The organism is Aquidulcibacter sp., assembly GCF_049239865.1.
Classification (GTDB): domain Bacteria; phylum Pseudomonadota; class Alphaproteobacteria; order Caulobacterales; family Aquidulcibacteraceae; genus Aquidulcibacter.
The window spans coordinates 21,178-45,245 of the sequence record NZ_JBMLTR010000121.1 but is presented as its reverse complement, the minus strand read 5'-3'; the positions used below and the strand labels follow the sequence as shown (position 1 = coordinate 45,245).

Genomic DNA, 24,068 nt, shown 5'->3' with positions numbered 1-24,068 from the left:
AACCAAACATCCATGATAGTCGGCGGGGGAAACAGGATGAACAGAATATTGGACGGTATGCGCGTGGTCGAGGGGTCAGCCTTTGTGGCCGCCCCTTTGGCTGGCATGACTTTGGCGCAAATGGGTGCCGATGTGATCCGCTTTGACCGCTTGCAAGGTGGCCTTGATGCCGAGCGTTGGCCCATCACCAAATCCGGGAAGAGCCTGTTCTGGGCGGGCCTGAATAAGGGCAAGCGGAGCCTTGCCGTCGACATGACGACGCCAGAGGGCCGCGAAATCCTCACCCGGCTGATCTGTCGGCCCGGCGAAGATGCCGGCATTTTTCTGACCAATCTGCGTTTGCGCGGCTGGATGTCCTATGAGGGCCTCAAGCAACATCGTGAGGACTTAATCATGATGGCGGTGCTGGGTGATCGCTTCGGCGGGCCGCAGGTGGATTATACGGTCAATCCTGCCGTAGGCTTCCCGATGGCAACAGGGCCTGAAGGCTCTAGCGAGCCTGTCGGCCATGCTTTGCCCGCGTGGGACTGTATCACCGGGCAACAGGCCGCCATGGCCATCATTGCCGCCGATCGCCACCGCCGAAAAACTGGCAAGGGCCAATTGATCGAATTGGCTTTGAAGGACACAGCTCTGGCCATGCTGGGCAATCTTGGGATCATCGCCGAAGCCAGCATCAATGGCAGCGACCGGCCGAAAATGGGTAATTCGCTGTTTGGCGCCTATGCGCAGGACTTTGTCTGCCAAGATGGTCAGCGTGTGATGGTCGTTGCCCTCACCGACCGACAATGGCGCAATCTGAAAGCCGCTACGGGCGCAGAGGCCGCTGTGGCGGACTTGGCCCAACGTCTCGATGCCGATCTGGATCAAGAAGGCGAACGCTTCATCCATCGTCATGCCATCACCGCCCTACTCAAGCCCTATTTCGAAGCCCGCACCTTGTCGGAAGTCGGCACAAGCCTTGCGGGCTCTGACGTGACGTGGAGCCAGTATCGGACGTTTAAGCAGGCCGTGGAAGAAGACGCTGATTGTAGTCTCGACAATCCGATGTTTGCGATGCTGCACCAGCCCGGCATCGGCAGCTATCTAATGCCCGGTAGCCCGATCCATTTCATGGGTGTGGACCGCCTTGCCCCCGCCCCTGCGCCGATCTTAGGCGAGCATACGTTGGAAATCCTGACCGAGATCGGCTTTTCCAATACCGAGATTGCTTCGCTGCACGATGGCAGGATTGTCGCCAGCCCCAAATAAAAAGGGGCTTGAAGCGTCTGCTTCAAGCCCCCTATTTCGGGATTTTGATCTGATTAGTCTGCTTTAGGCTTGCGCTTGCGGAAAGCTGGATTGAGTTCCATTTTGCGGATGCGGATCGACTTTGGCGTGATTTCCACCAATTCATCGTCGTCGATCCAAGCAATTGCTTGTTCCAGCGTCATGCGGCGTGGCGGGGTGAGGCGCATGGCTTCATCCTTGCCCGACGAACGGACGTTCGACAGCTTCTTTTCCTTCAGCGGATTGACGTCCATGTCTTCTGGCTTGGCGTTCTCACCAATGATCATGCCCTGATAGACGTCTTCGCCACCGTCGATGAACAAAACGCCGCGCTCTTCGAGATACCAGAGCGCATAGACAACTGACTTGCCGCTGTCATTGGCGATCAAAGCGCCATTGTGGCGGCCGTTGATGTTGCCCTTCCAAGGCGTCCAGCTGTGGAAGATGCGGTTCATAATGCCAGAGCCGCGCGTGTCGGTCAGGAATTCAGAGTGATAGCCGATCAGACCGCGAGCAGGAGCCAAGAAGGTAACGCGGGTTTTGCCGCCGCCGGATGGACGCATGTCTTGCAACTCGCCCTTACGGATAGACATCTTCTCAACCACGACGCCGGCATATTCGTCATCCACGTCGATGACGACTTCTTCCAGTGGCTCCATCTTCTGGCCGGTATCTTCATCGAGCTTGGTCAGAACGCGGGGGCGCGAGATCGACATCTCAAAGCCTTCGCGGCGCATACCTTCCAAGAGCACGCCGATTTGCAATTCGCCGCGGCCTTGCAGTTCATAAGCGTCTTTGTCGGCGGTCTCGGTGACTTTGATCGCCACGTCGGTTTCAGCTTGCTTCAACAAACGGTCGCGGATCACGCGGCTTTGCACTTTGTCGCCATCGCGACCAGCCAGCGGGCTCGAATTCACCATGACGGTGACCGACAGGGTTGGCGGATCGATGGGGGTTGCGTGAATGGCTTCGGTTACGTCCATGTCGCCGATGGTGTCGGCAACGGTGGTGGTGGACAGACCGGCGATGGAGACGATATCGCCTGCTTCTGCTTCTTCAATCGGCTGACGGCGCAAACCGCGGAACGCCAACACTTTAGAAATGCGCGACCGTTCGATGGTTTTGCCGTCAATGCTGAGGCCCTTTACAACCGTACCAGCCGTCAAGCGCCCACTTTCAACGCGGCCCGTCAGGATCCGGCCCAAGAAGGGGTCGGAATCCAGCATGGTCACCAGCATTTTGAAAGGCTCATCGCGACGTAGCGCTGCGTCAGGGGCGGGCACATGCTCGATAATGGTCTCAAACAAGGGGTTCAGATTTTCCCGCGAGCCATCCAGCATCAGCGAGGCCCAGCCATCGCGGCCAGAGGCATAAACCGATGGGAAGTCCAATTGCTCATTGGTGGCATTGAGCGCCATGAACAGCTCAAACACTTCGTCGAGCACTTCATCTGGACGCGCAGTCGGCCGGTCTACCTTGTTCAGGACCACGATGGGGCGCAGGCCGAGTGCCAAAGCCTTGGTCAACACGAATTTGGTTTGTGGCATCGGGCCTTCGGTCGCATCGACCAGCAGCAAACAGCCATCAACCATCGAGAGAACGCGTTCGACTTCGCCACCAAAGTCGGCGTGACCTGGGGTGTCGACGATATTGATGCGGACTTCGTCAGCGCCTTGGCCGTAGACGATGCTGGTGCACTTGGCCAAAATCGTGATGCCGCGCTCTTTTTCTTGCGGGTTGGAATCCATGGCGCGTTCGGCGCGCGCTTCATTTTCGCGGTAAGCACCGCCTTGAGCCAACAATTGATCGGTTAGAGTGGTCTTGCCATGATCAACGTGGGCGATGATCGCAATATTGCGTAGCGCAGCCGATGAAACTGGCGCGTCAGAAAGGGTGGTCACGGGTCATGCTCCGGGAGGAAATCTGCAGTGGAGGCCCCATCTACCCACGATCGAAATCAGGTGGCGGAGGCCTTAGTGTGCCGGGCCTATAGCAGCAAGGTGGGGGGTGCGGCAAATCGACCGCTGCGCAAAGCTGATTGGGTGTCCCAAACGCTCGACAAACAAGGCCCTATCAGACTATGCCGAACTCGAATTGTAGGGGAAAACCATGTCCAATGATGTGATCGTCGTGTTTGGTGGCTCAGGCTTTGTCGGGCGCTATGTGGTGCGCGCGCTGGCAAAAGCAGGCAAACGCGTACGTGTGGCGATGCGACGCCCCCATTTAGGCCAAGATTTGCGGGTTATGGGCGATGTTGGGCAGATCCAGCTGGTTCAAGCCAATGTCCGCAACCCCGAAAGTGTTGCCCGCGCCCTTGAAGGGGCAACCGGCGTGATCAATCTGGTTGGCATTCTGTATGAAAGCGGCAAACAATCCTTTCAGTCTACCCAATTGGAAGGTGCGCGCGTGGTTGCAGCCGAATCAGCTAAGGCTGGCATCACCCGCTTTGTTCAGATGTCGGCGCTCGGTGCTGACCCCGCATCAGCTTCTAATTATGGCCGCACCAAGGGTGAAGCAGAACAGGCCGTCTTGGGACTAATCCCAAGTGCCGCCATCCTGCGCCCCTCCATCATTTTCGGACCTGAGGATAATTTCTTCAACCAATTTGCGGCCATGGCCCGGATGTCCCCTGCCCTGCCCTTGATCGGTGGCGGCAACACGAAGTTTCAGCCGGTCTATGTAGGGAATGTCGCCGAAGCGGCGGTCAATGCACTCGACAGCGGCGGTGGCACATATGAGCTGGGTGGACCACGCACCTATAGCTTCAAGGAAATCCTCGAATATATCTTGAAGGAAATTGAGCGGCCGCGTTTCTTGGCACCTTTGCCCTTCTTTATCGCGCAGCCCTTGGGCGCAGTACTGAATGCGGTGTTCAAACTCTATCCTTTTGCTGGCCCTCCGCTGACCGACGATCAGGTCGTGATGCTGAAAACCGACAATGTGGTGAGCGCTGGTGCCAAGACTTTGGCCGATCTCAGGGTAACCATTTTGGAGAGCGTGGAGTCAATTGTGCCCACTTATCTGTACCGATTTAAGCCATACGGTCAGTTTCAGGTAAAACGCAAAGCCAGTTAGGTACAGCAATCAAGCATAACTCATGCGTAATATCGCTAAATAGCTGAATTTAATAAAGAAAAACAACTGGCATATCGATTGCTAACTACTCTATTACCATTACGTTAATAGAGTAGGATGTTCCAGAATGGTACGTACTCCAGAGCCTCGGGTTTTCAGCAAGAAAGCCCTTTGGATGTGTGCAGCGTCACTATGCTTCGTGCCGGGTTTAGCCGCCGCGCAGCAACCCGGCGCCGACCAAATGCGGCGGACCTACGGCGTCACGCCAGATGTCGAGGCCAGCCCTTATCGTTTCCCAAGCCGCGATCAAAACGGCGTTCGTCTGGTTGTGAACGGCCGCCCTGTGGATCTTGGCGGCTCGCGTTCCGCCGGACCCGCACGCTTGGCAGACCCTAATTCAGGTGTGGGTGGACAATTGTCGTCCTCGACGCGCTCGGGCCGTCTGCCTGGCTCTACCCTGACCAACACGACGGCTGTCGGCAACAATGTAACGATCAGCAACGTGCGCAACTCCACCATCTCGATCACCCAGATCAATAATGGCCGCGTATCCGCGACCACCAACACGCCGCGATAAAATCGCGCGCTAGCCCAGGTGAAACCCATGACACCCAACACACGAGCGCCCCGCATTCTCCTGATTTGCACGGCCTTGAGCACCCTTATGGCCGGATGCGCCAGCGTCCCGGCTGCTGACGTACGCGTGGCCCCTGTAGCCACGTTGAAGGGCAGCGCAGTGGCTCAGACGATGACCGATTATTCAGCCGCTCTGAAGTGCGTTTCTGATGTAGCCGGCAGTCAGGATTACCCCGCACCGCGCATCGCGGTTGGGCATATTACTGACATGACGGGTGCCGATGACCTCTATCTCGGCCGCCGTTTGACCCAAGGCGCAACCTTGATGGCGATTACAGCGGTGTCAAACGCCGGTATGCGGGTGATTGAGCGCTTTGATACGGGTGTGACCCAAGTTGATCTCGACTTTGCCAACAACCGTCTGTTGCGCGATTCAGCCACGGTGATCCGGACCCCCCAAGAAGGTCAGATCCAAGGCGTCGATCTTTATATTGTCGGTGGCATCAGCGAGTATAATCACAATCTCCAATCCCGCGGCCAAGATGCCTCGATCAGCAAGTCTGGCCGCAATGGCGGGTCGGCGTTCGCCACCAATGGCGATTATGTTGTCGATGTTGGCATGGATTTGCGTTTGATCGACGCACGGACCACCGAAGTGATCGCCGTCAAGTCGTACCGTAAGCAGGTCCGCGGCCAACAGCGTGAGCTAGGCGCCGTCTTGGCATCTGGCTCTGATACGATCGATATCGGGATCGGCGGCCGCAAGAATGAGCCCATTCAAATGGCTATTCGCAGCATCATTGATCGCTCGGTTTTCGAATTTACGGCTGGACTCTATGGCTCAGACGCCAGCAATTGCCTTAATCTTGCCCGCCAAATTGAAGCTGGCCCGGTTCAGGCGACTGCCGTGGCACCGCGCGCTACAGCGCCGCGCGCCACAGCCCGCGGGGCACCAGCCCTCGCCCCTACTCAGACTTCCAGAATGGAACCTGCCGCCGTCGCACCATCTTCGGTGCCCTTGGCCCCCTGGCTACAGCAGTCACGACTGGGTCAGAGCCAACCAGAGGCAAGTCCATCACAGACACGACCACAGTCGCCAGAATTGGCTGACGGTCAAACAAACTTCGGGCAGACCCAACTGAACGCTCCTTTGCGGGGCCTTCGGGCAGGTCAATTAGATCAACCCTTCGCGCCCGGGGACCGGTCCAACAATGAGACGATGCAGGAACGTCTGCGTCGCGAGGGGAATTAGCGGCATTGTTGAACTCATGCTCGGTGGGGCAAGGGCGTAAACTCAAAGCCACTTCACCGCGCCTGTATGTAACCAGCCAGCATGGAACAAAAAGTTCCATCGGCATTCAAGAGGGAAGTATCCAGTGAATAGAAAATCACTCTTCATCACAGCAACTGCTATCGCACTCAGCGCTTCGGTTGTTTCGTCGGCCATGGCGCAGCGTACCGTGATCAACACCAGCCAAAACAACGTGGCACGCGCCATTGCTGAAACCAATGCCGGCATCACCCGGACGGCAAACATTGCTGGTGGTAAGGTTGAAGCAACTGCGGCAGCGATTGGCAACACGGCATCGATCGATGTTGGCCGTGTAGCAACGATCTCTAACACCCAGACCAACAACGCCCAAGTTTCCTCTACCCTGAACCTCAATGCGGTGAATGGTTCGGTGAATAACTTCAAAGACGTGACCGCAACTTCGGCTGCGATTGCAAACTCCGCGACCGTCAAAGTTGCCAACACCGCAGCTGATGCAACCGGCATCACCAACACCCAACGCGCTTGGGGCACGACGCAATCGCGTTTGAACAGCAACATCGGTGGCGTAACCGGTAAGGTCGAGCAGACATCTGCTGCGATTGGCAACACCTTCTCTGCAGAAGTCTCAGGCCCAGTTGGCACCATCAACACCTACCAAGCCTATTGGGGTGATGTGAGCAGCCAATTGAACACCACCGTGAACAATGTCAGCGGTGATGTCACTGGCACCTCGGCTGCAATCTGCAACAGCGGCACCGTCAAGGCGACCACTGCGGCTTCCATCAGCTTGAACAACACCCAGGTCTGCAACATTGACCCAAGCGCAACCACCAACGCTCTGATCCAGAACGTCGGCGGCAAAGTCAGCCTCACAACGGCTGCAATCGGCAACACGTTCTCGCTGAACGCTTTGCCAGCATCGACCTTGAACGTGAACAACTTCCAAAACAACGGCGCGATCAACGTCGCTACGGCTAACTTGACCTTGGCGAATGTGGCTGGCGACGTCGCTCTGACCACAGCTGCCATTGGCAACAGCTTCACCGTTTCTGGCGGCAACTAAAACTATCGCAGGCTGAAGTTCAGCCTCGTAAGCAAGACTTTGAGGCCAATCTGTCACGCGGCGGATTGGCCTTTTTCTTAGCCGGCCTCAAACGTCTCAACAGCCGTCATTAAGGCAGCGACCAAATGACGCTCTTCCTCCGTCAAGTCCGGATGCCAGATATTGAAAATCAGGACGACGCGTGTCCCCGTACCTTGATTGCGGGCTTCATGCTCGATCGTATCATCAAACACCCAAACTTTGCCGCGTTCCCACAGGCGGACTTGATTGCCAACCCGGAACCAACAACCGTCGGGAACCAGCAGCGGCAAATGGCACACCAAGCGTGAATTCAAAAAGCCCGTATGGGGGGCAATCCACGCGCCGGGGGTGAGTTTCGAAAACAAGACAAAGGGCGCGCGCCCCTCAATCGTCTCCAGCGGCACCCCATCCAATGCTGCCAATGTTTTGGGGCATCTCTCTGCAAGTGGCGTTTGGCGTTTGCCATCGCGGATCAAATAAGCCGCTGTCCAATCGTCAACCGCCGAGACTTGTTCCTTGCCGGAACTGGCTACGACATGGGATGATTTTTCAGCTTCAACTTCGATGTAAGGCCCAAAATGTGTGCCCTCTTCGAGGATGGGCAGCAGCTCTGAACACATATCATCCGTTGCCGCTTCAACGGTGTCCAGCCAAGGAAAGCGGGCGCGGTCATAAAACTCAATCGCGGGCAATTCGGGGAAGAAATAAGCCCGCGGGGTCGGAACATAGCGCTGCTTGCGACCTGTCAGAATATCGAGACTATCGCCAAAGCGGCGGCTGGATCGCGCCGGATGGAAGCCCGCCTTTTCCACCTCCGCCAACAGATAATCGCTGAGGCCCTGTTTCAGCTTGGCGTGGGCCTCGCGCGCTCGGTTGAGTTCAGCGGCAATCTGGGGCGGCAGGCCCACAAGATCTGGCACCAAGACCTCTAGATGGGCGTAAAAGCCCATGGCAGCCCGCCTGCGACCCAAGGCGACAAGCGCATCCGCCTTGATCAAGTTCGCGCGAATATTGTCTGGGTCATATTCCAGCACTTGGGTGACTGCTGCGACTTCGCTCTGTCGGTCGCCTGCCGCTTGATAGGCCATCGAGAGGGCAAGCCAGACGGCACTATCTGCGGCCCCAGCCGCAACGATCGACTGAAACTTACCAATCGCAGTGGCTGGATCGCCGGCCCTTAAAGCCTGCATTCCTGCCTGCCCGGCCGCGTCAATGGCTGCCTGACTCATCGCTGCCCCAAAAGTCGTCATCCAATCGTCTCTCGCAAGTTAGGTGCGGGTTGGCTTTTCAGCCTTATTTTCCGCCAGCGGGGGCGTAAGTCTCCAGCCACTTCTTGACTTCCTGATACCAGAATAGCGAATTCTGAGGCCGAAGCACCCAATGGTTCTCATTGGCATAATAGATCAAGCGCGACGGTACGCCTTTCTTTTGCAGAGTATTGAACAACTCGATCCCGTGATTGACAGGTACGCGCAGGTCCAACTGCCCATGAATGACCAAGGTGGGGGTTTTGAAATTGGCCGCCATCATATTTGGGCTGATAGCTTGGAACTTTGCAGGTTCTTCCCAAGCTTCATAATAGCGGTTTTGATTGGCCCCATAATCGGCCCCAATCTGGGTGTATTGATTATAGACGGGGGCATGCGCCACCAAAGCCTTGAACGGATGGGGCCGACCCAAGAGCACCGTGGCCAGATAGCCGCCATAGCTGCCGCCAGCGGCAACCATACGCTCTGCATCCACCCATTTTTGAGCCTTCAGATAATCAGCTGCTGCCAAGGTGTCTTGAAAGGGCAATGTCACCCAATCAGGCTGGATCGCATCGGTGAACGCGTCGCCAAAGCCGGATGAGCCGTGGAAGTTATGCCAAGTCGTCACATAGCCCCAACCCGCAAACACTTGCGCATTCCAGCGGTAGGACCATTGATCGGTAATCCCAACATGGGGTCCACCATGCAAAAGGAACATCACCGGATATTTCTTCGACGCATCAAAGCGGGGTGGCTTAACCACCCACATCTGAATATCGGCACCATTGCCACTGCGATAACTGACCGATTCTACTTTGCCCATTTCAACTCTGGCAATCAGGCCGTCATTGAAACGGGAGAGCTGGGCCGTCTGCCCCGTTGCGCCGTCAATTCGGACCAAAGTGGCTGGGCTGGAGAAGCTGGCTTGTAAGCCAACCAAGCTACGCCCAGCAGCAGCAACTCCGGCGAAATCGCCGTCCTTGGTGATCCGACGTGGCGTTGCCCCAGTTAAGTCCATCTTGAACAGACGACGGGTTGGCCGATCTTCGGCAATAACCCAAAGCGATTTGGAATCGGGTGCCCATGTGACTTCTGCCGCAGACCAATCCCAATTGGCCGACAAATCACGCGGCGCTGTCTCGCTCGCTTGGCGATCCAACAGCATCACCCGTTGGCGATCAGCTGCCGCAACGATGACATTGGCACTCCAACTCAAATAGCGCCCGTCAGGGCTGTAATGGGGCTCGTTATCGCCTGCCAGATTGGCGGTGGTCAGATTGCGAAGCGCGCCTGTGGACAAGGAAAGCGCCATAACATCTGAATTTGGGCGGGTCCCATTGGTGTCGCTTTCGCTAACGAAGGCGATTTCCTGACCGTCCGGGGCGATGTCATAATCTTCAGAACCCGGTGTGCGGAATTCAATCGCCACACCCGCCGGGCGGGTAAGCGCAACTGGGTCGCCTGCATTGATGGATATGGTATAGAGGTGGGGCTGACGCTCATCGAGAAAATGATCCCAATAGCTGATGGGAGCCTTGTCCCAAACCCGAGCTTGCATGGTGGTGGAAGCGCGCTCTTTCAGGCGCTTGCCTTGATCCTCCCAACTCGCAAGATCGGTCCAGACTGAGCTGATGAAGGCGATCTTCTGGCTGTCTGGGAACCATTTGGGTGCCGAAACCCCGGTTGGCACCCCTGTCAGGCGGCGGGCCTCGCCGCCATCAGGGGCAATCACATAAAGCTGGTTGGCACTATCTGACCCGCGCTTTGAGACAAAGGCGATCCACTTTCCATCAGGGCTCCAAACGGGCGAGAGGTCATTGCCTTCGCCACTGGTGAGCTGACGGCCGCTGCCGGTTTCCGTGGAAATCACCCACAGAGCTGTAAAGCTGCGGTCGCTATCGGCGTCAAAGCGGGTGACGGTCACCACCGAGAATTTGCCATCGGGCGATAGAGAGGGTGCGCCGACGCGCTGCAATTGCCACATCAATTCTGGTGTAAGTGGCCCTTTGGCGGGGGCTGCTTGCGCTTCAGATTGCCCCGCCCAAGCCAAACCAACAGCCACCAGGCCCAACAAGCCCCAGTTTCCTAATTTCCCCACGTGTGCTTCCCCCAGCCAAAAACCTTTGCGATCTTTTCTAAGCAGATCACGCCTGAAAGCTAGGTCGCTGCCCATTTCGTGAAAAGAATTTTTACATACCCTTTTTGTCACGCTGGCCAAAACAAGCGCCATGTGAGCCCATATCGACGAAATCCTACGCCAAAAGCCCTTATGCTTACGAGAAATTTACTTCAAATCCGCGCCTGGATTCTTGGCTTAGGATCATGTGCTTCGAAAGCTTCAAACAAATTTGATCAATCTTTGACTAAAAAACCGGGCCAGAAGGGTAGAAATTCTATGCTTTGTTTCAAAATTCCGCTTTAAATCTTCGGAATTATCAGTCCCCCCAACCTATTCACGTTCGGGGACCGCCGATGAAATCTATTCTACTTTCCATGACCGCTGTTGCAGCCTTCATTCCATGTGGCGCAGCATTGGCCCAAACCGCAAAGCTTCCAACGGGCCAAGAACTCGCTTGGTCATCTGCTGCATCGCGCGTCGGCGCCTTTAAGCCACGCCCTTGGGCAGCCCGGGGGACCAACGTCACCATCGCCATCATCGATTCAGGCATTCGCCGCGATCATATCGATTTTGCCGGTGCGATCACGGGCGGCTATAATGCTTTCACCAATTTGACGGGCACAGCTGCCGTTAATGACACTAATGGCCATGGCACGCATGTGGCCTCGCTTGCCGCGGCCCGCGCCAATGGCGTCGGCATGGTGGGGGTTGCGTCCAACGCCCGCATCTTGCCCGTGCAGGTTTTCCAAGGCTCCTCCACCTCGGACTTCTATGTCGCGCGCGGCATTAATTACGCCACCAGCCAACGCGCTTTCGTCATGAACCTAAGCTTGGGCGGGTCGACCATGAGCCCAACCATCCGCACCGCTTTGCAAGGCGCGCAGGCGGCGGGCCTTTTGATGGTGATTGCAGCAGGTAATGAAGGCCTCGCCAATCCCTCTTTCCCTGCGCGTCACGCCTCTGAAGCTTGGGCCAAGGGTCAGATTATCGCCGTTGGCGCGGTTGACGCCAATAATGTGATCGCCAGCTTCTCCAACCGGGCAGGCGATGCCCGCAACTTCTATTTGGTGGCTCCTGGCGTCAATCTGATCGGTGCCTTTCCATCTGCACCCAACGCCTATGCGTACATGAGCGGCACATCAATGGCCTCGCCCGTGGTGGCGGGCGCTGCGGCCGTCGTGAAAAGCGCGTGGCCCTATTTGACCGCGCCAAAGGTCGCTGAAGTCCTGTTCGTGACCGCGACAGACTTGGGCGCAAAAGGCATCGACCCGATTTATGGCCGTGGCCTCCTCAATCTCGAACGAGCACTTATGCCTGTAGGCACCGTCACGACGGTAAGCTCGGCTGGCACGACCCCTCTGGCCCTAGCGCCTTCGACCAGCGGCGCTGTCGCCATTGGTGCCAAGTCGCTCGCCGGTGAAGGTGGCGCATTTGAAGGCGTGGTGTTTGACGCCTTTGGTCGCGACTTTGCCTATGATTTTGCGACCAAAGCGCAAGATTTACGGCCAGACTCGGTCTCGATCCTTGCCACCACGCTGACGAACCGCATGCAAGCGACTTTGGCCAGCGTGGCTACCCCCAGCGGCACCTTGTCTCTGATGGCAGCCCCGGCTCAAACAGCAGGCGGCGATACCAGCGGCGGCCTCCATTTTGTTGGCAACCAAGGCCAGTCTTGGGCGGTTGCCATTGGGCAGGTTTCCCCCATCCTAGGCGCGAGCCTGACGGCAGGCACCGCCCCCAGCGGCCGCCTCCTCAGCTTTGCCGATCACACAGCGCTGTTTGAAGGCGTCACCGCCAGCGTGGCGAGCCAACAGACCTTGGACAATGGTGTCAGCCTCACCTTTGGCGCGCGCTTGCAAGGCGAACACTATAAGCGTCGCGGTCTGAACTGGACGCCCAACGCCACCAGCCAAGCCACCAGCGTGGAAGCCGCCCTCAGCCGTCAGTTTGACCGCCTGAGCCTTGGTGCCAGCGTCGTGGCCATTCAGGAAACCCAAGGTCGCTTGGGTGACGTGGATAGCGAGCTGTTCGGCCTATCAGGCCCTGCCCGTACGTTCGCGGTCCAAACCGATGTGGCATGGGCTTTGTCTGACAAAGCCTCGCTCAGCGCCCGGATGACGCATTCGCAAACCGCTTCACAGCTGGGTGCGGGCGAGAGCTTGGTCAGCTCGATCAGCGCGACGCAAGCCACCGCCTATGCGATCAACTTCGCCCAACGCGACCTCTTGGCAAAAGGCGACCAACTCGACCTCGCCATCGGCACGCCGCTGACCAGCCGTAGCGGCATGATGAATTTGTTGTTGGCGACAGGGGCGGATTCTGAAACCGGCGCGCCCATCATGACCCGTCGCGGCATCAGCCTTGCGTCGAAAACGCCCGAGCAAAGGTTTGAGGCGGTCTATACCCGGACTTTGAGCCAAGATTCAGCCCTCGCCTTCGCCATCATGGCGCGTCAGGATGCCGATGGCATCGCGGGCAAGGAAGATCAGGCCATGATGGTCCGCTATCAGACGAGCTTCTAAACAGCGCCACGGTTCCCAAACCACAGACCCCGCGATTGGCACGTCCAGTCGCGGGGTTTGGTGTTTTTAGGCTTAAAGGATTGGTAGGGACGGCCGGACTTGAACCGGCACGGATTGCTCCAACGGATTTTAAGTCCGGTGCGTCTACCTATTTCGCCACGTCCCCATCTAGGCGCTTTGTGCGTCATACGCGCTTTTTGAGCAAGAGTGTCATGATGTAATCCATCGGCTTTCTGCACGCACACTTTAGATGCCTTGCAGAGCATTGACCGAGTTTTGGCGGGCGCTCGGCTTGCAGTGCCAACAAAGCTCAGCCAGATTGGGGGCTCTGGGTCAGTTGATTGGCCGATTTGGTTGAAAGTTCCCCCGCATGTCGAAAGCGCTCATCATTCTTGCCGCACTTATTTTAGGACTTTTGGCTGGAATTTGGCTGGGTGCCAGTGAAGCGATCAATGCGACGGCGGACACGATTGGCTCGGTCTGGCTGAATGGTTTGCGCATGACGGTGGTGCCCTTGGTGGTCGCGCTTTTGATCACCGGGATTGCGCAAACGGCCTTGGCGGCACGCGCTGGCAGGTTGGCTGCGCGCGGCGTTGGCACCATGATGGTGATCCTGTGGTGCTCCAGCATCATGGCGGCCATCATGATCCCGCTGATCCTCAGCGTCTTCCCCATGCCCGATGGATCGGCAGAGGCTTTGCGGGAGGCACTGAGCATTACTGAAAAGCCCGGCCCCGTGCCGCCGTTGGGCGATTTCCTGCGCGCGATGATCCCGACCAACCCGATTGCAGCGGCTGCCAATGACGCCATTCTGCCTTTGATCATTTTCACCGCCGCTTTTGGCTTTGCCTTGACGCGCTTGCCGCTGGAAAAGCGCGCGCCAGTGACCGGCTTTTTTGAAGCCGTGGCCGAAGCCATGATTTTGGTGATTGGCTGGGTGTTGGCACTTGCCCCCATCGGCGTGTTTGCTTTGGCTTTTGTGGTTGGGGCCAAGGCAGGCGCAGAAGCCTTTGGCGCGCTGGCCCATTATGTCGTGGTCCTCTCGGCCTTGGGCGTGATCGTGTGGCTGGCGTCCTTTGCCTTGGCGGTCTTTGGCGCCAAGCGCGGTTTAGGCGAATTCTTCAAGGCCGCCATTCCAGCCCAAGCGGTGGCCATCTCCACCCAATCCTCGCTCGCGTCGCTCCCAGCGATGCTGAAAGGCGTACAGGCTTTGGGCGTGCCAGCGGCGAAGGCCGATGTGATCTTGCCGATTGCGGTGGCGATCTTCCGTGCCACTGGCCCGGCGATGAATTTAGGCGTCGCGCTTTATATCGCCAATTGGTTTGGCGTGGAATTGGGCCCTGCCCAGATCGCCTTGGGTATTGCGGCAGGCGCCACAACGACATTGGGCGCGGTCAGCCTACCAGGCTCCATCAGCTTTATCAGCTCCATCGCGCCGATCTGCTTGGCCTTGGGCGCACCTGTAGAGCCACTGGCCTTGTTAATTGCGGTGGAAACTTTCCCCGACATTTTCCGGACTTTGGGCAATGTGACGATGGATATGGCCGTCACCGCGACCGTCGCGCGGCAAGATGACGATGCAGCAGAGCAATCCTCATAAGACCCCCTGCCCAAAAGCCAATTTGAGGGCTATATGACAGGGATGTATATCGACGCAGACACCGCACCCGACAGCCGTAACGACCATGCCATCAAATTGCATGGGCCAGAGGCTTTTGCCGGCATGCGCGCCGCAGGCCGCGCTGCCGCCGAGGTGCTGGACATGTTGGTGGGCGAAGTCAAAGAAGGCGTCACGGCTGAGCGTATTGACACCTTGGCGCGCGACTACGTCCTCGATCATGGCTGGATCCCGGCTTGTATGGGCTATCGCGGCTATAATCACACGACCTGTATCTCGCTGAACCACGTCGTCTGCCATGGCATTCCCGGCCCACGCCAATTCCGCAGTGGCGACATCGCCAATATCGACGTCACGGTGATTGTCGACGGTTGGCATGGCGACCACTCGCGCATGTACGGCATTGGCGATGTATCCCGCAAAGCGCGCCGGCTGATGGATGTAACATGGGAAAGCCTGCAGCGCGGCATTGCAGCGGTAAAACCCGGCGCGACCCTAGGCGACATCGGTCATGCGATCCAAAGCTTTGTCGAAGCACAGCGCTGCTCGGTCGTGCGTGATTTCTGCGGCCACGGCCTTGGCCGCGTGTTCCACGACAATCCAAACATTGTCCATTTCGGCAAGCCGGGCCAAGGCCCAGAATTGCGCGCCGGCATGTTTTTCACCATTGAGCCGATGGTGAATTTAGGCAAACATTCGGTTTCGATCCTGCCTGATGGCTGGACCGCTGTTACGCGCGACCGTTCCTTATCCGCGCAGTTTGAACACTCGATTGGTGTGACTGAGGACGGATGCGAGATTTTCACCCTCTCCCCTCTTGGCTTGGACACACCCCACACGCTGTCTGATCCAGTTTGAGGGCCCATGGGAATAACCAACAAGTCGAATGCCCATCTAGATGGCCATCGCGAGCGCCTGCGTGAGCGCTTCTTGCGCGCAGGCGCAGACGGACTTGCTGACCATGAACTCTTAGAGCTGTGGCTGTTTGGGGTTATCAAGCGGCAAGACACCAAAGTCTTGGCGCGCAATTTGATCACACAGTTTGGCGGCATCAATGAGGTGCTGCAAGCGCCGCTCCACGATCTGTTACGCGTTGATGGCGTTGGCCAAGTCGCGGCCATCCACCTAAAATCCATTCATGCGATCCAAGTGCGCGGCAGCCAGAGTGAGATTATGAACAAGCCCGTTTTAGGGTCTTGGTCGAGTGTATTGTCCTATCTCAAGCTCAATCTAGGCGGGGCCAAGCGCGAGGAGTTTCGCGTTTTATTCCTCGACAAAAAGCTACGCCTCATAGTGGATGAAAAGATGGGGGAAGGCACGGTCGACCACGCGCCAGTCTACCCGCGCGAGATCGCGCGCCGGGCACTGGAATTATCGGCCAGCTCGGTAATTCTGGCCCACAACCATCCGTCTGGCGACCCAACGCCTTCCAGCGCAGATATTGCGATGACACGCGAAATCATCAATGCACTTAGCCCCTTAAAAGTAACGGTCATCGATCACATCATTGTTGGATCCCAAGATACACGAAGCCTTAAGGCTTTTGGCCTAATATAGTACTAGTATAGCTGTATTCTATACGCGTTAGTATCCGTCAAATAATCAATAATGTGACTGGGTAATTTTGCGTATCTAAAATTACTCATAGGGAAGTTTTCTCTATGACTATGCATTCGCGTAAAATGAATAACGCCAACTCAACAGGTGTTCGCAGTCTGGCTGCATTGGCGAAGACCTGCTCGACCAGTCGTGTCCTGAATCTCAACGCGATCGACCAGTCAGCGTTGCGAGCTACGGAAAGGCTTCACACGCCATTTTTTCAAGATCGGCTGCTGAATTGTGCGATTATCACCAAGCACAGGCCCAGACCCGATGAAATCGAGTATTTCCACGAAAATGTTCCCGTGGCGACCAAGATTATTTTCCCGCTCGACAATCTTGATTTACGGGTGGGTGGGCGCTCGGTCTTTGTCAATCAAATTGGCTATTTGAACGCGATGTGCGACTTCCTCGGCAAGGATCAGGTTTTGTTGGACGCCGATCTGACAGTCCTAGAACTTTTAAATGAATTGCCGTCGCTGGATCCGTTCTTGGTGCGCGAACAGCTTAAGCGCCATAATTTCACGCCGTCCGACGATTATTTCGCGATCACGCCCAGCGACACGGCCCGGCTTGAGAAATTCGCTTATAATGAAATCCGCGAACTGGTGACCCTCGCTTTTCAGTCTGGCGCAGAGGCGGGCGGCGAATTGGTCAAGCGCATGTCGAACGCTATTCTCGCAACCAATGCCGACCACCGCTTGGCACCCTTACAGATGACGCTGGGTCTAGAAGGCGAACAATTTCAACGGGGTATATTTAGTTGGAAGGGCTTTTTGTACTATAAATGGCAATTCCAAGAGACCCGGCCAGAGCTCTACAAAGTGGTCGCCCAGATGCAATCGATGAAGATACGCGGCCGTGTTGACCCCACAGTCGGCTATCTGGTGGGTACGGTTCGCGGCTCTATCAAGACACGTATCCAAGAAGCCATTGAGCGTGCGGGCGACATCTTGTCCTTATACGACGACGGGCTCGCCGGCCTAACCAAAAAGGGCAATGCGGCAGAGTTCCGCAGGTTCTTGCTGGAAGCGCCCGGCCTCTTCATTGAATTAGGCCATGCCATGGGCATGATCTCGCACATTGTATCCTATTGGCGCTATCAATTCCGCCCAAGCCAAACCGAAGTCACCAATGTTGAGGAATTTCTCGACCTCTTGAAAGACTTCGACCTTGGCCTTTCCCCTCGCGAAGTTCGATAATTTGTGCAATTTATCCTATTTTTTCGGCAGTCCACCTGCACAAATGTAACCAAGGTTTACGAAATCTCAATTGGCCTTGACCTACCAGTAGAACGCCGAACAAATGCGTTTCCGTGTGCGCCAGTTGGAATTTTGGGGTGAGTGTCCATGAGTGGCGTAAGAAGCTTAGCAGCACTAACTACCACTGCCTCAACCAGCCGGGTGTTAAACCTGCATCTGGTCACCGTCGAGTTCGCTGATGATATGGCGCGGGTAAGCTCGCCCTTCTTTTTCGATGCGGTCTTGAATCGCGCGATCATCATCAAGCACCGGTTGCGCAGCGATGAGACCTATCTGTTGAGCGATGGGACAGCGGTTGCCACAAAGATCATGTTTCCCTTGGATCGCTCCGACTTGAAAGCGGGTGGGCGCTCGATCCTAGTCAACCAAATGGGGTGGCGCGCCACGCTGTGCGATGTGTTGGGCGCGACCGAGCCTGAGTTGCAAAAGGATTTTGAAATCCTTGAGATGCTCAACGAATTGCCGTCGCTCGACCCATTTCTCGTGCGCGAACAATTGCGCCGCTATCACCACCATCCAGCCGATTGCTATTTCGCCATTTCGCCAGCCGATAATGCGCGGATGCAAACCTTTACCTCCAACGAAATGGCCCCACTGATCGCGATGGCGTTTGGCAGTAAGGATGGTGCCATTCCGCCTGAACTCGTGAAGAAGTTGGCCGATGCGCTTTTGTCGACGAACGCGGACTCGCGACTGGATCCCTTGCGCATGACACTTGGCCTCGAAGGCGAGAAATTCACGCAAGGTATTTTCAGCTGGAAGGGCTTTATCTATTATAAATGGCAGTTCTCTGAGACCTTCCACAAGCTGACTAGGATCAGCACGGAAATGGACTCAGTCAAGATCAAAGGCCGGATGGATAAGAATATTCGCGAAGAGATTGATGATCTGAAAAAATCGATCCGAGGCCGTATTCGCGATAGTGCAAAGAGCTGCCAACAGGTGTTGTCACTCTATGATGACGCATTCCGTGACTTGGTTGATAAGGGCAATACGGCGGCATTTCGTCGATTCTTGCTCGACGCGCCGGTGCTATTCATTGAACTTGGACATTCAATGGGAATCATCTCGCACATCTCGTCCTTCTGGGCCTATCGGTTCAATAAGGACAAGGAAAAGAATGTTGAGGTTCAGGAATATCTCGACATCCTGCGCGAGTTTGAAAATGGCTTGGCCCCCAAGCGCGCAACCATGGTAACCTGGTAGGCCACTAGGGCCAGCTGAATTTCGCCAAAGAAACGCGAACTAGCTCGCTTATGCAGCCTTGCATGCAGCCTTGGCATGCAGCCGAGGGCAAACGCTTTTGCCGCCATCACGCTTGGGCGCGAAGTGCCTTTCCATAAGTCGCCAAGGCCGTGCGTAATGCATCCCCGATCGCCACTTGAGTCACAGGTTTTGCGACGTGCAAGTCTGCGCCAGCTGCCAAGGCATCGCGGCGATGATTTTCACCCGCATTGGCGGTCAGCATGATGATTGGCGTAGGCTTTGCGCCCGTCTTTGCTTCAAGGGCGCGGATTTCACGGGTTGCAGCAAGCCCGTCTTTGATCGGCATCTGCATATCCATAAAGATGACGTCGAAGGTTGCCGTCTCAAAAGCTTCGACGCCCTCTGCGCCATTTGTCGCCGTGAAGAACTCGGCCCCAAAAGGTTCCATCATAAACCCAAACACCTGCTGGTTCAGCAATTGATCCTCAACCAGCAGGACGCGCAAATCCTTGGGAATGTCGCGACAAATCTCCGCCGGATCCTCACTGACACAGGATGGCAATACGGCTCTGTCGAGGGCCAACGGCAAGTCAAGCGTGAAGACGGAGCCAACTTCGGGCGTTGATTGCGCACGGATGGTTCCGCCCATCAGTTCCGTCAAGGATTTTGTGATTGCAAGACCCAGACCGGTACCGCCAAAGCGACGGGTGATCGAATTGTCGGCCTGTGAGAAACGCTCAAACAACTTCTGGCTCTGGGCTTCGTCAAAGCCAATGCCTGTGTCTTCGACGTCGATCACCAATCCGGGGCCCATTGCGCGAGGGCTTGCGGTTACTTTAACACGGCCCAGAGCGGTGAACTTCACCGCGTTCGACACAAGATTGGTGATGACTTGGCGGAGGCGAACTGGATCGCCCAAGAAGAGTTGCTGTGCGGGCAGCTTGTTGTCGAATGCCAGCTCAAGCTTCTTCTGCGCGCAGGCTCCTGACATCAAGGCAATGACTTCGTGAATGATCAGAGAGACATCAATTGGAACCGCTTCCAATTGAAGCTCACCGGCTTCGACCTTAGTCAGATCTAGAATATCCGACAATTGGCGCTCCAGATCCTTGCCAGAAGATCGGATCAATTCGACCATGCGCTTTTGGCGATCGTCCAATGGTGTATTGGCCAAAGCAGAAGCTACGCCGACAACCCCGTTCAAAGGCGTGCGCAACTCGTGGCTCATATTGGCTAGGAATTGGGTCTTCGCAGCATTGGCAGCGTTAGCTTTGACCGACAAATCTCGCAAATGCTCTTGCTGAGACTTCAAATGGGTGATGTCAGAGAAAGTCGATACCACGAAAGAGGGGGTTTCTTCAAAAGGTTCGAACAAGGGACTCGCCGAAAGGTGCAGCCATTTCGTGCCACCGTCAGCGTCTGGAACACCCACCACTTCATTGCTGACTGGAATGCCGCTGCGCAAAACCTCAATCGCTGGGATTTCGTGGGGCAAGTAAGGTGTCCCGTTCTCTCGCAATCGCTGCCAGCGCGGATCGTTTGGCATCATGCCCAACATAACATCCCGTGACAGCCCCAGAATCTGACAGGCGCTAGCATTGGCTTCGACAATCTTGCCGATGCGATTTTTGATCAACACGCCCTCAGACATGGTTTCGAGAATAACGCGTGCATGGTCTGCTTCGCGGTTCAGCGCTTCATTGGCTTCAGCCAAAGCAAGCGCGTCGCGGGTCGAGCGGGTGATCTCGAGCTGGCTGACAACAATCTTTGCCAACGATTTCATTTGCTCAATTTGCTGATCCGTGATGCCGCGGACCTTTTGGTCGATCGCGCACAACGTCCCCAGACGCAGATCTGGTCCGACAATCAAAGGAAAGCCAAAATAAGCACGGATGTTTGGGGCGCCTAGAACCAGCGGATTATTGGCAAAGCGTGCATCCTCGAGCGCATTGGGGATGATCAGTGGCTCATCGTCCAAAATCGCATGCGCACAAAAGGCGCTCTCGCGATCCGTCTCGCACGCATCCAGGCCGACACGTGCCTTGAACCATTGCCGCTCTGCATCCACGAGAGAAACCAGTGCGATCGGAACATCCATGATACTTGAGGCTAAGGCAACAATCGCATCTAAGGACGGATCGGGGAGCGTATCAAGAACCGCAAAATCCACCAGTTCAGCAAGACGCTGGGCTTCATTGTGGGGGGTAGGTGCAGCCATGGTCTATCCTCAAATACGCACAGGATAGGCTTCTCATAAACCCTTTAAAGGAGTCTTAGTATGTCGATCAATTATTCGATATCTCAGGGATTCTTTCCAAAATATGATCCAATTTTGAGGACAATGATCAAAGTCCAAAACTTGCTTTGTCCCTAGCAATCAAAGTCACGGCCAAAGTTTCACGTTATTTTTACTCGGCAGTCTTAAGGTACATGATGGCGATTTTTTCGTGACACAGAATTGGTCCGAGGCAATGGATACTCAAGCAGCTGGATTTGCAGAAGTCGGCCTCAATCGGGCGAAAGAGCTGAAAACGCGCCTGGCCGTGGCCGTGTTTCTGACGCTTGCCTGCTTCTTCATCGTCGGCGGCTATGAACCCTTTGTCTGGCTAGCCATCGTGGTTATCGGGCAAGCGCTCGACTGGTTCACGTTCAAACCTTTGCGTCTGAACCCAGAGCAGGTTGTGTCACGTGCACGGAAAATTGGCTGCGTTGCCATCGTGACCATCAATGCCTTCGTCTATACCAGCGTCGCGGCTATCTTGTGGGCGGAAGGTGGCGAGGCCGGACGCATTTTTGCCACCCTGATCATTTGTGGTGCGCTCCTCCATTCCACCTTGCATGCTGCCCGTTCTACAGCTTTGCTAGCGGCTTCAACGGTGCCGATGTGCCTTTATCTGATCGGCCTGCCGATCGCGTCTTGGCTCTATTTTAAGATGGAAGCGACGACCTCTGCCGTGATCTTGATTGGATCGCTCGTCTATCTGGCCCATCTGGCGATCATCATTCGCCGCTCCTTTGAATTCACCGATCAGCTCGTGCGGGCCAATGATGAAGCACAAGACCAAAAGACGCGCGCGGAAAGCGCTAGCCAGACCAAGTCAGACTTCTTGGCAACCGTAACACACGAAATTCGCACCCCTATGAATGCGGTCATGGCCTCTGCCATTTTGCTGCGTCGCACCAAATTGACCAAAGCACAAAGTGAGCATGTCGATATGCTCAATGATGCGGTCGATACCCTATTGGCGCTCTTGAATGACGTGCTCGATATGTCGAAGATCGAGGCTGGGAAAATGACGGTTGAACGGGTCGACTTCCCGGTCATCGACGAATTGCAAGCGGCGGTTCGGATTTGGGACCCCCGTGCCTCAGACAAAAATCTCAGTCTTCGGTTTGAGGCCACAGCCGATTTCCCGACCGCGATTAAAGGCGACCCCTTACGAATCCGCCAAATCCTGTTCAATTTGATCTCGAATGCCGTGAAATTTACCGAGACGGGTTCCATCAATGTGTCCGCGCGAACGGGCCTCGATGCCAAAGGTCGGCGCGCCATGGTGCTGGAGGTCACCGACACGGGCTGCGGCATTTCAGCAATTACCCTATCGCGCCTGTTTGCTGAGTTTGAGCAAGGCAATCAAATGATCGCGCGCAAGAAGGGTGGGACGGGCCTCGGCCTTGCCATCAGCCGGCGCTTGGCTGAGCTGATGGACGGTTCACTCGATGTCCGCAGCACAGAGGGCGAAGGCTCAGTTTTCACGGTTACCTTGCCCTATGAGCTGGCAGATAGCCAAAGTGCGCAGGACGAAGCCGAGGATATTGAGTTGGAGGTGCGCCCCTTGCGCATTCTTGTGGCTGAAGACCATCCAACCAATCAAAAGATCGTCAGTCTGTTTTTGTCGACTATGGGCTGGTCACTCGCAATGGCCAATGACGGCCTTGAGGCGCTCGAGATGGCAGCGCTGGAAGAATTTGATGCCATCCTGATGGACATGCAAATGCCCAATATGGATGGCCTTGAGGCAACCCGCCGTCTGCGTGCAACAGCTGGCTATACCCAGCATGTGCCCATCATCGCGCTCACAGCGAACGCAATGGATCACCACCGGGCCGCGTTCATGGAAGCGGGTGCCGACGCCTTTGTACCAAAGCCTTTGGACCCTAACGTCCTGATCCAAACCATTCTGACCTGCGCCAAGGCGAGTATGGCCGACGTGACCCATACAAACGCCCAAGCAAACTCCCAAGCCAATGAGCCCGCTCTCGCGGCCAGCCTGTCCGTACCGGCTTGGCAGTTAGACCAAAGTCTCGCCTAAGGCATAGGCTGGCCCGGCGCTTTTGTGGCCCGATGCGTGCCGCATAGGGGCGCTGACAAAACTTTCCGTCTCATCCATCTCTCCAAAAAGCCTCCACATGGCCTCCATCTGGGTCGCTATTTTCACGATCATACACCGCTTGGACCAAGTCCAGCTGGCGCTTCTGTAGGGCCCTTTGGCTCTGCCGCCTCGCGGTGAGATGAGAGAAAAGACAATGAAAAAAGCGATTGCCCTTGGCACCCTCCTCGCCCTCGCCCTGTCAGCCGCCCCTGCCTATGCCGAAGGCACCTTCACAGGCTTCTACGCAGGCGCTGAAGTTGGCGCGGCGCGCAGCAACACCAAAACCACCGTCACCCCCGCGACGGGCGCAGCCGCCACCCGCACCAACAAAAAGACCCAAGCCGATGTCGGCGTGTTTGGCGGCTATGGCTATCAGTTCGACAATGGCTTCTATTTGGGTGCAGAGGCGAGCGCCAATCGCCCCACCACCCAGAATAAGGCGATCACGCTTGGCGGGGTTTCGGTGCGCGAGCGCCCACAATATGAATTGGCCCTCAAAGGGGTTGCTGGCATCGGCATTAGCGACAGCACTTTGATCTATGCCAGCGCGGGCGTGTCGCAAGTAAAGAGCAAATATCTCTTGCCAAACAATATCACCCGCAATGCGACCTCGAGCGGCCGGGTACTTGGTTTGGGCGTGGCGCAAGCTTTCGGCGACAATCTGATTGGTCGGGTTGAGTATGAGAATACGACTTATGACCGCAAAAGCTATGTGACCGCGGGTGCCCCAACTGTCGCCTATAAGCCAGCCTCCAACCGCGTTTCCGTTGGCTTGGCTTATAAATTCTAATCCGACACCCTGCCTTGTTGTCCTACGGAGTCATCGCGATCTGGTAGGGCAA

General features: G+C 56.2%; 17 protein-coding genes and 1 tRNA gene. 13 read left to right on the top strand and 5 right to left on the bottom strand.

Annotation, left to right across the window (positions count from 1 at the left end; translation table 11 throughout):
* The first annotated feature begins 36 nt into the window (after positions 1–36).
* Complete coding sequence (locus ACOVRA_RS08480; protein WP_421719906.1) at positions 37–1,251, top strand: CoA transferase; 1,215 nt, start codon at positions 37–39, stop codon at positions 1,249–1,251.
* Between the two features lie 53 nt (positions 1,252–1,304).
* Here the strand turns inward: ACOVRA_RS08480 and typA are convergent, their stop codons facing one another.
* Positions 1,305–3,170 carry a translational GTPase TypA gene (typA, locus tag ACOVRA_RS08475; protein ID WP_290801411.1) on the bottom strand — a complete coding sequence of 622 codons (1,866 nt, stop codon included), beginning with the start codon at positions 3,168–3,170 and terminating at the stop codon, positions 1,305–1,307.
* Between the two features lie 208 nt (positions 3,171–3,378).
* Between typA and ACOVRA_RS08470 the strand changes: the two genes are divergently transcribed.
* The 4 genes from ACOVRA_RS08470 (at position 3,379) to ACOVRA_RS08455 (ending at position 7,256) form a co-directional block, all read left to right on the top strand.
* Positions 3,379–4,344, top strand: coding sequence for a complex I NDUFA9 subunit family protein (locus ACOVRA_RS08470; RefSeq protein WP_421719905.1), 966 nt, complete (start codon positions 3,379–3,381; stop codon positions 4,342–4,344).
* 127 nt (positions 4,345–4,471) lie between these two features.
* Positions 4,472–4,921, top strand: a complete 450-nt coding sequence (locus ACOVRA_RS08465; RefSeq protein WP_421719904.1) for a hypothetical protein — start codon at positions 4,472–4,474, stop codon at positions 4,919–4,921.
* Between the two features lie 27 nt (positions 4,922–4,948).
* Positions 4,949–6,172, top strand: coding sequence for a CsgG/HfaB family protein (locus ACOVRA_RS08460; RefSeq protein ID WP_421719903.1), 1,224 nt, complete (start codon positions 4,949–4,951; stop codon positions 6,170–6,172).
* 124 nt (positions 6,173–6,296) lie between these two features.
* Positions 6,297–7,256, top strand: coding sequence for a hypothetical protein (locus ACOVRA_RS08455; RefSeq protein WP_421719902.1), 960 nt, complete (start codon positions 6,297–6,299; stop codon positions 7,254–7,256).
* Positions 7,257–7,333: 77 nt separating this feature from the next.
* Here the strand turns inward: ACOVRA_RS08455 and ACOVRA_RS08450 are convergent, their stop codons facing one another.
* Positions 7,334–8,506, bottom strand: coding sequence for an aspartyl/asparaginyl beta-hydroxylase domain-containing protein (locus ACOVRA_RS08450; RefSeq protein ID WP_421719901.1), 1,173 nt, complete (start codon positions 8,504–8,506; stop codon positions 7,334–7,336).
* A 64-nt stretch (positions 8,507–8,570) separates the two neighbouring features.
* Positions 8,571–10,601 (bottom strand): prolyl oligopeptidase family serine peptidase, encoded by a 2,031-nt coding sequence (locus tag ACOVRA_RS08445; protein WP_421719900.1) that lies wholly within the window; start codon positions 10,599–10,601, stop codon positions 8,571–8,573.
* Between the two features lie 398 nt (positions 10,602–10,999).
* On the opposite strand from ACOVRA_RS08445, the gene ACOVRA_RS08440 reads away from it, so the two are divergent.
* On the top strand, positions 11,000–13,168 hold the full coding sequence (locus ACOVRA_RS08440; RefSeq protein ID WP_421719899.1) for a S8 family serine peptidase: 2,169 nt from the start codon (positions 11,000–11,002) through the stop codon (positions 13,166–13,168).
* Between the two features lie 81 nt (positions 13,169–13,249).
* On the opposite strand, the gene ACOVRA_RS08435 is transcribed toward ACOVRA_RS08440, so the two are convergent.
* Positions 13,250–13,334 (bottom strand) — tRNA-Leu (locus ACOVRA_RS08435).
* Positions 13,335–13,538: 204 nt separating this feature from the next.
* On the opposite strand from ACOVRA_RS08435, the gene ACOVRA_RS08430 reads away from it, so the two are divergent.
* From ACOVRA_RS08430 to ACOVRA_RS08410, 5 genes are all read left to right on the top strand, one after another.
* Positions 13,539–14,768: a dicarboxylate/amino acid:cation symporter gene (locus ACOVRA_RS08430; protein WP_421719898.1), complete on the top strand. Its 1,230-nt coding sequence runs from the start codon at positions 13,539–13,541 to the stop codon at positions 14,766–14,768.
* Positions 14,769–14,810: 42 nt separating this feature from the next.
* Complete coding sequence (map, locus tag ACOVRA_RS08425; protein WP_421719915.1) at positions 14,811–15,644, top strand: type I methionyl aminopeptidase; 834 nt, start codon at positions 14,811–14,813, stop codon at positions 15,642–15,644.
* Positions 15,645–15,650: 6 nt separating this feature from the next.
* Entirely contained in the window at positions 15,651–16,343 is a 693-nt protein-coding gene (gene radC / locus ACOVRA_RS08420; protein WP_290801702.1) for a RadC family protein, read from the top strand.
* A 104-nt stretch (positions 16,344–16,447) separates the two neighbouring features.
* Positions 16,448–17,587, top strand: a complete 1,140-nt coding sequence (locus tag ACOVRA_RS08415; protein ID WP_421719897.1) for a hypothetical protein — start codon at positions 16,448–16,450, stop codon at positions 17,585–17,587.
* A gap of 147 nt (positions 17,588–17,734) precedes the next feature.
* Positions 17,735–18,853: a hypothetical protein gene (locus ACOVRA_RS08410; protein WP_421719896.1), complete on the top strand. Its 1,119-nt coding sequence runs from the start codon at positions 17,735–17,737 to the stop codon at positions 18,851–18,853.
* Positions 18,854–18,959: 106 nt separating this feature from the next.
* On the opposite strand, the gene ACOVRA_RS08405 is transcribed toward ACOVRA_RS08410, so the two are convergent.
* Positions 18,960–21,071 (bottom strand): ATP-binding protein, encoded by a 2,112-nt coding sequence (locus ACOVRA_RS08405; protein WP_421719895.1) that lies wholly within the window; start codon positions 21,069–21,071, stop codon positions 18,960–18,962.
* 229 nt (positions 21,072–21,300) lie between these two features.
* Between ACOVRA_RS08405 and ACOVRA_RS08400 the strand changes: the two genes are divergently transcribed.
* Positions 21,301–23,166 carry an ATP-binding protein gene (locus ACOVRA_RS08400; protein ID WP_421719894.1) on the top strand — a complete coding sequence of 622 codons (1,866 nt, stop codon included), beginning with the start codon at positions 21,301–21,303 and terminating at the stop codon, positions 23,164–23,166.
* Positions 23,167–23,380: 214 nt separating this feature from the next.
* Positions 23,381–24,016, top strand: a complete 636-nt coding sequence (locus ACOVRA_RS08395) for an outer membrane protein (RefSeq protein WP_421719893.1) — start codon at positions 23,381–23,383, stop codon at positions 24,014–24,016.
* Positions 24,017–24,068 lie beyond the last annotated feature (52 nt).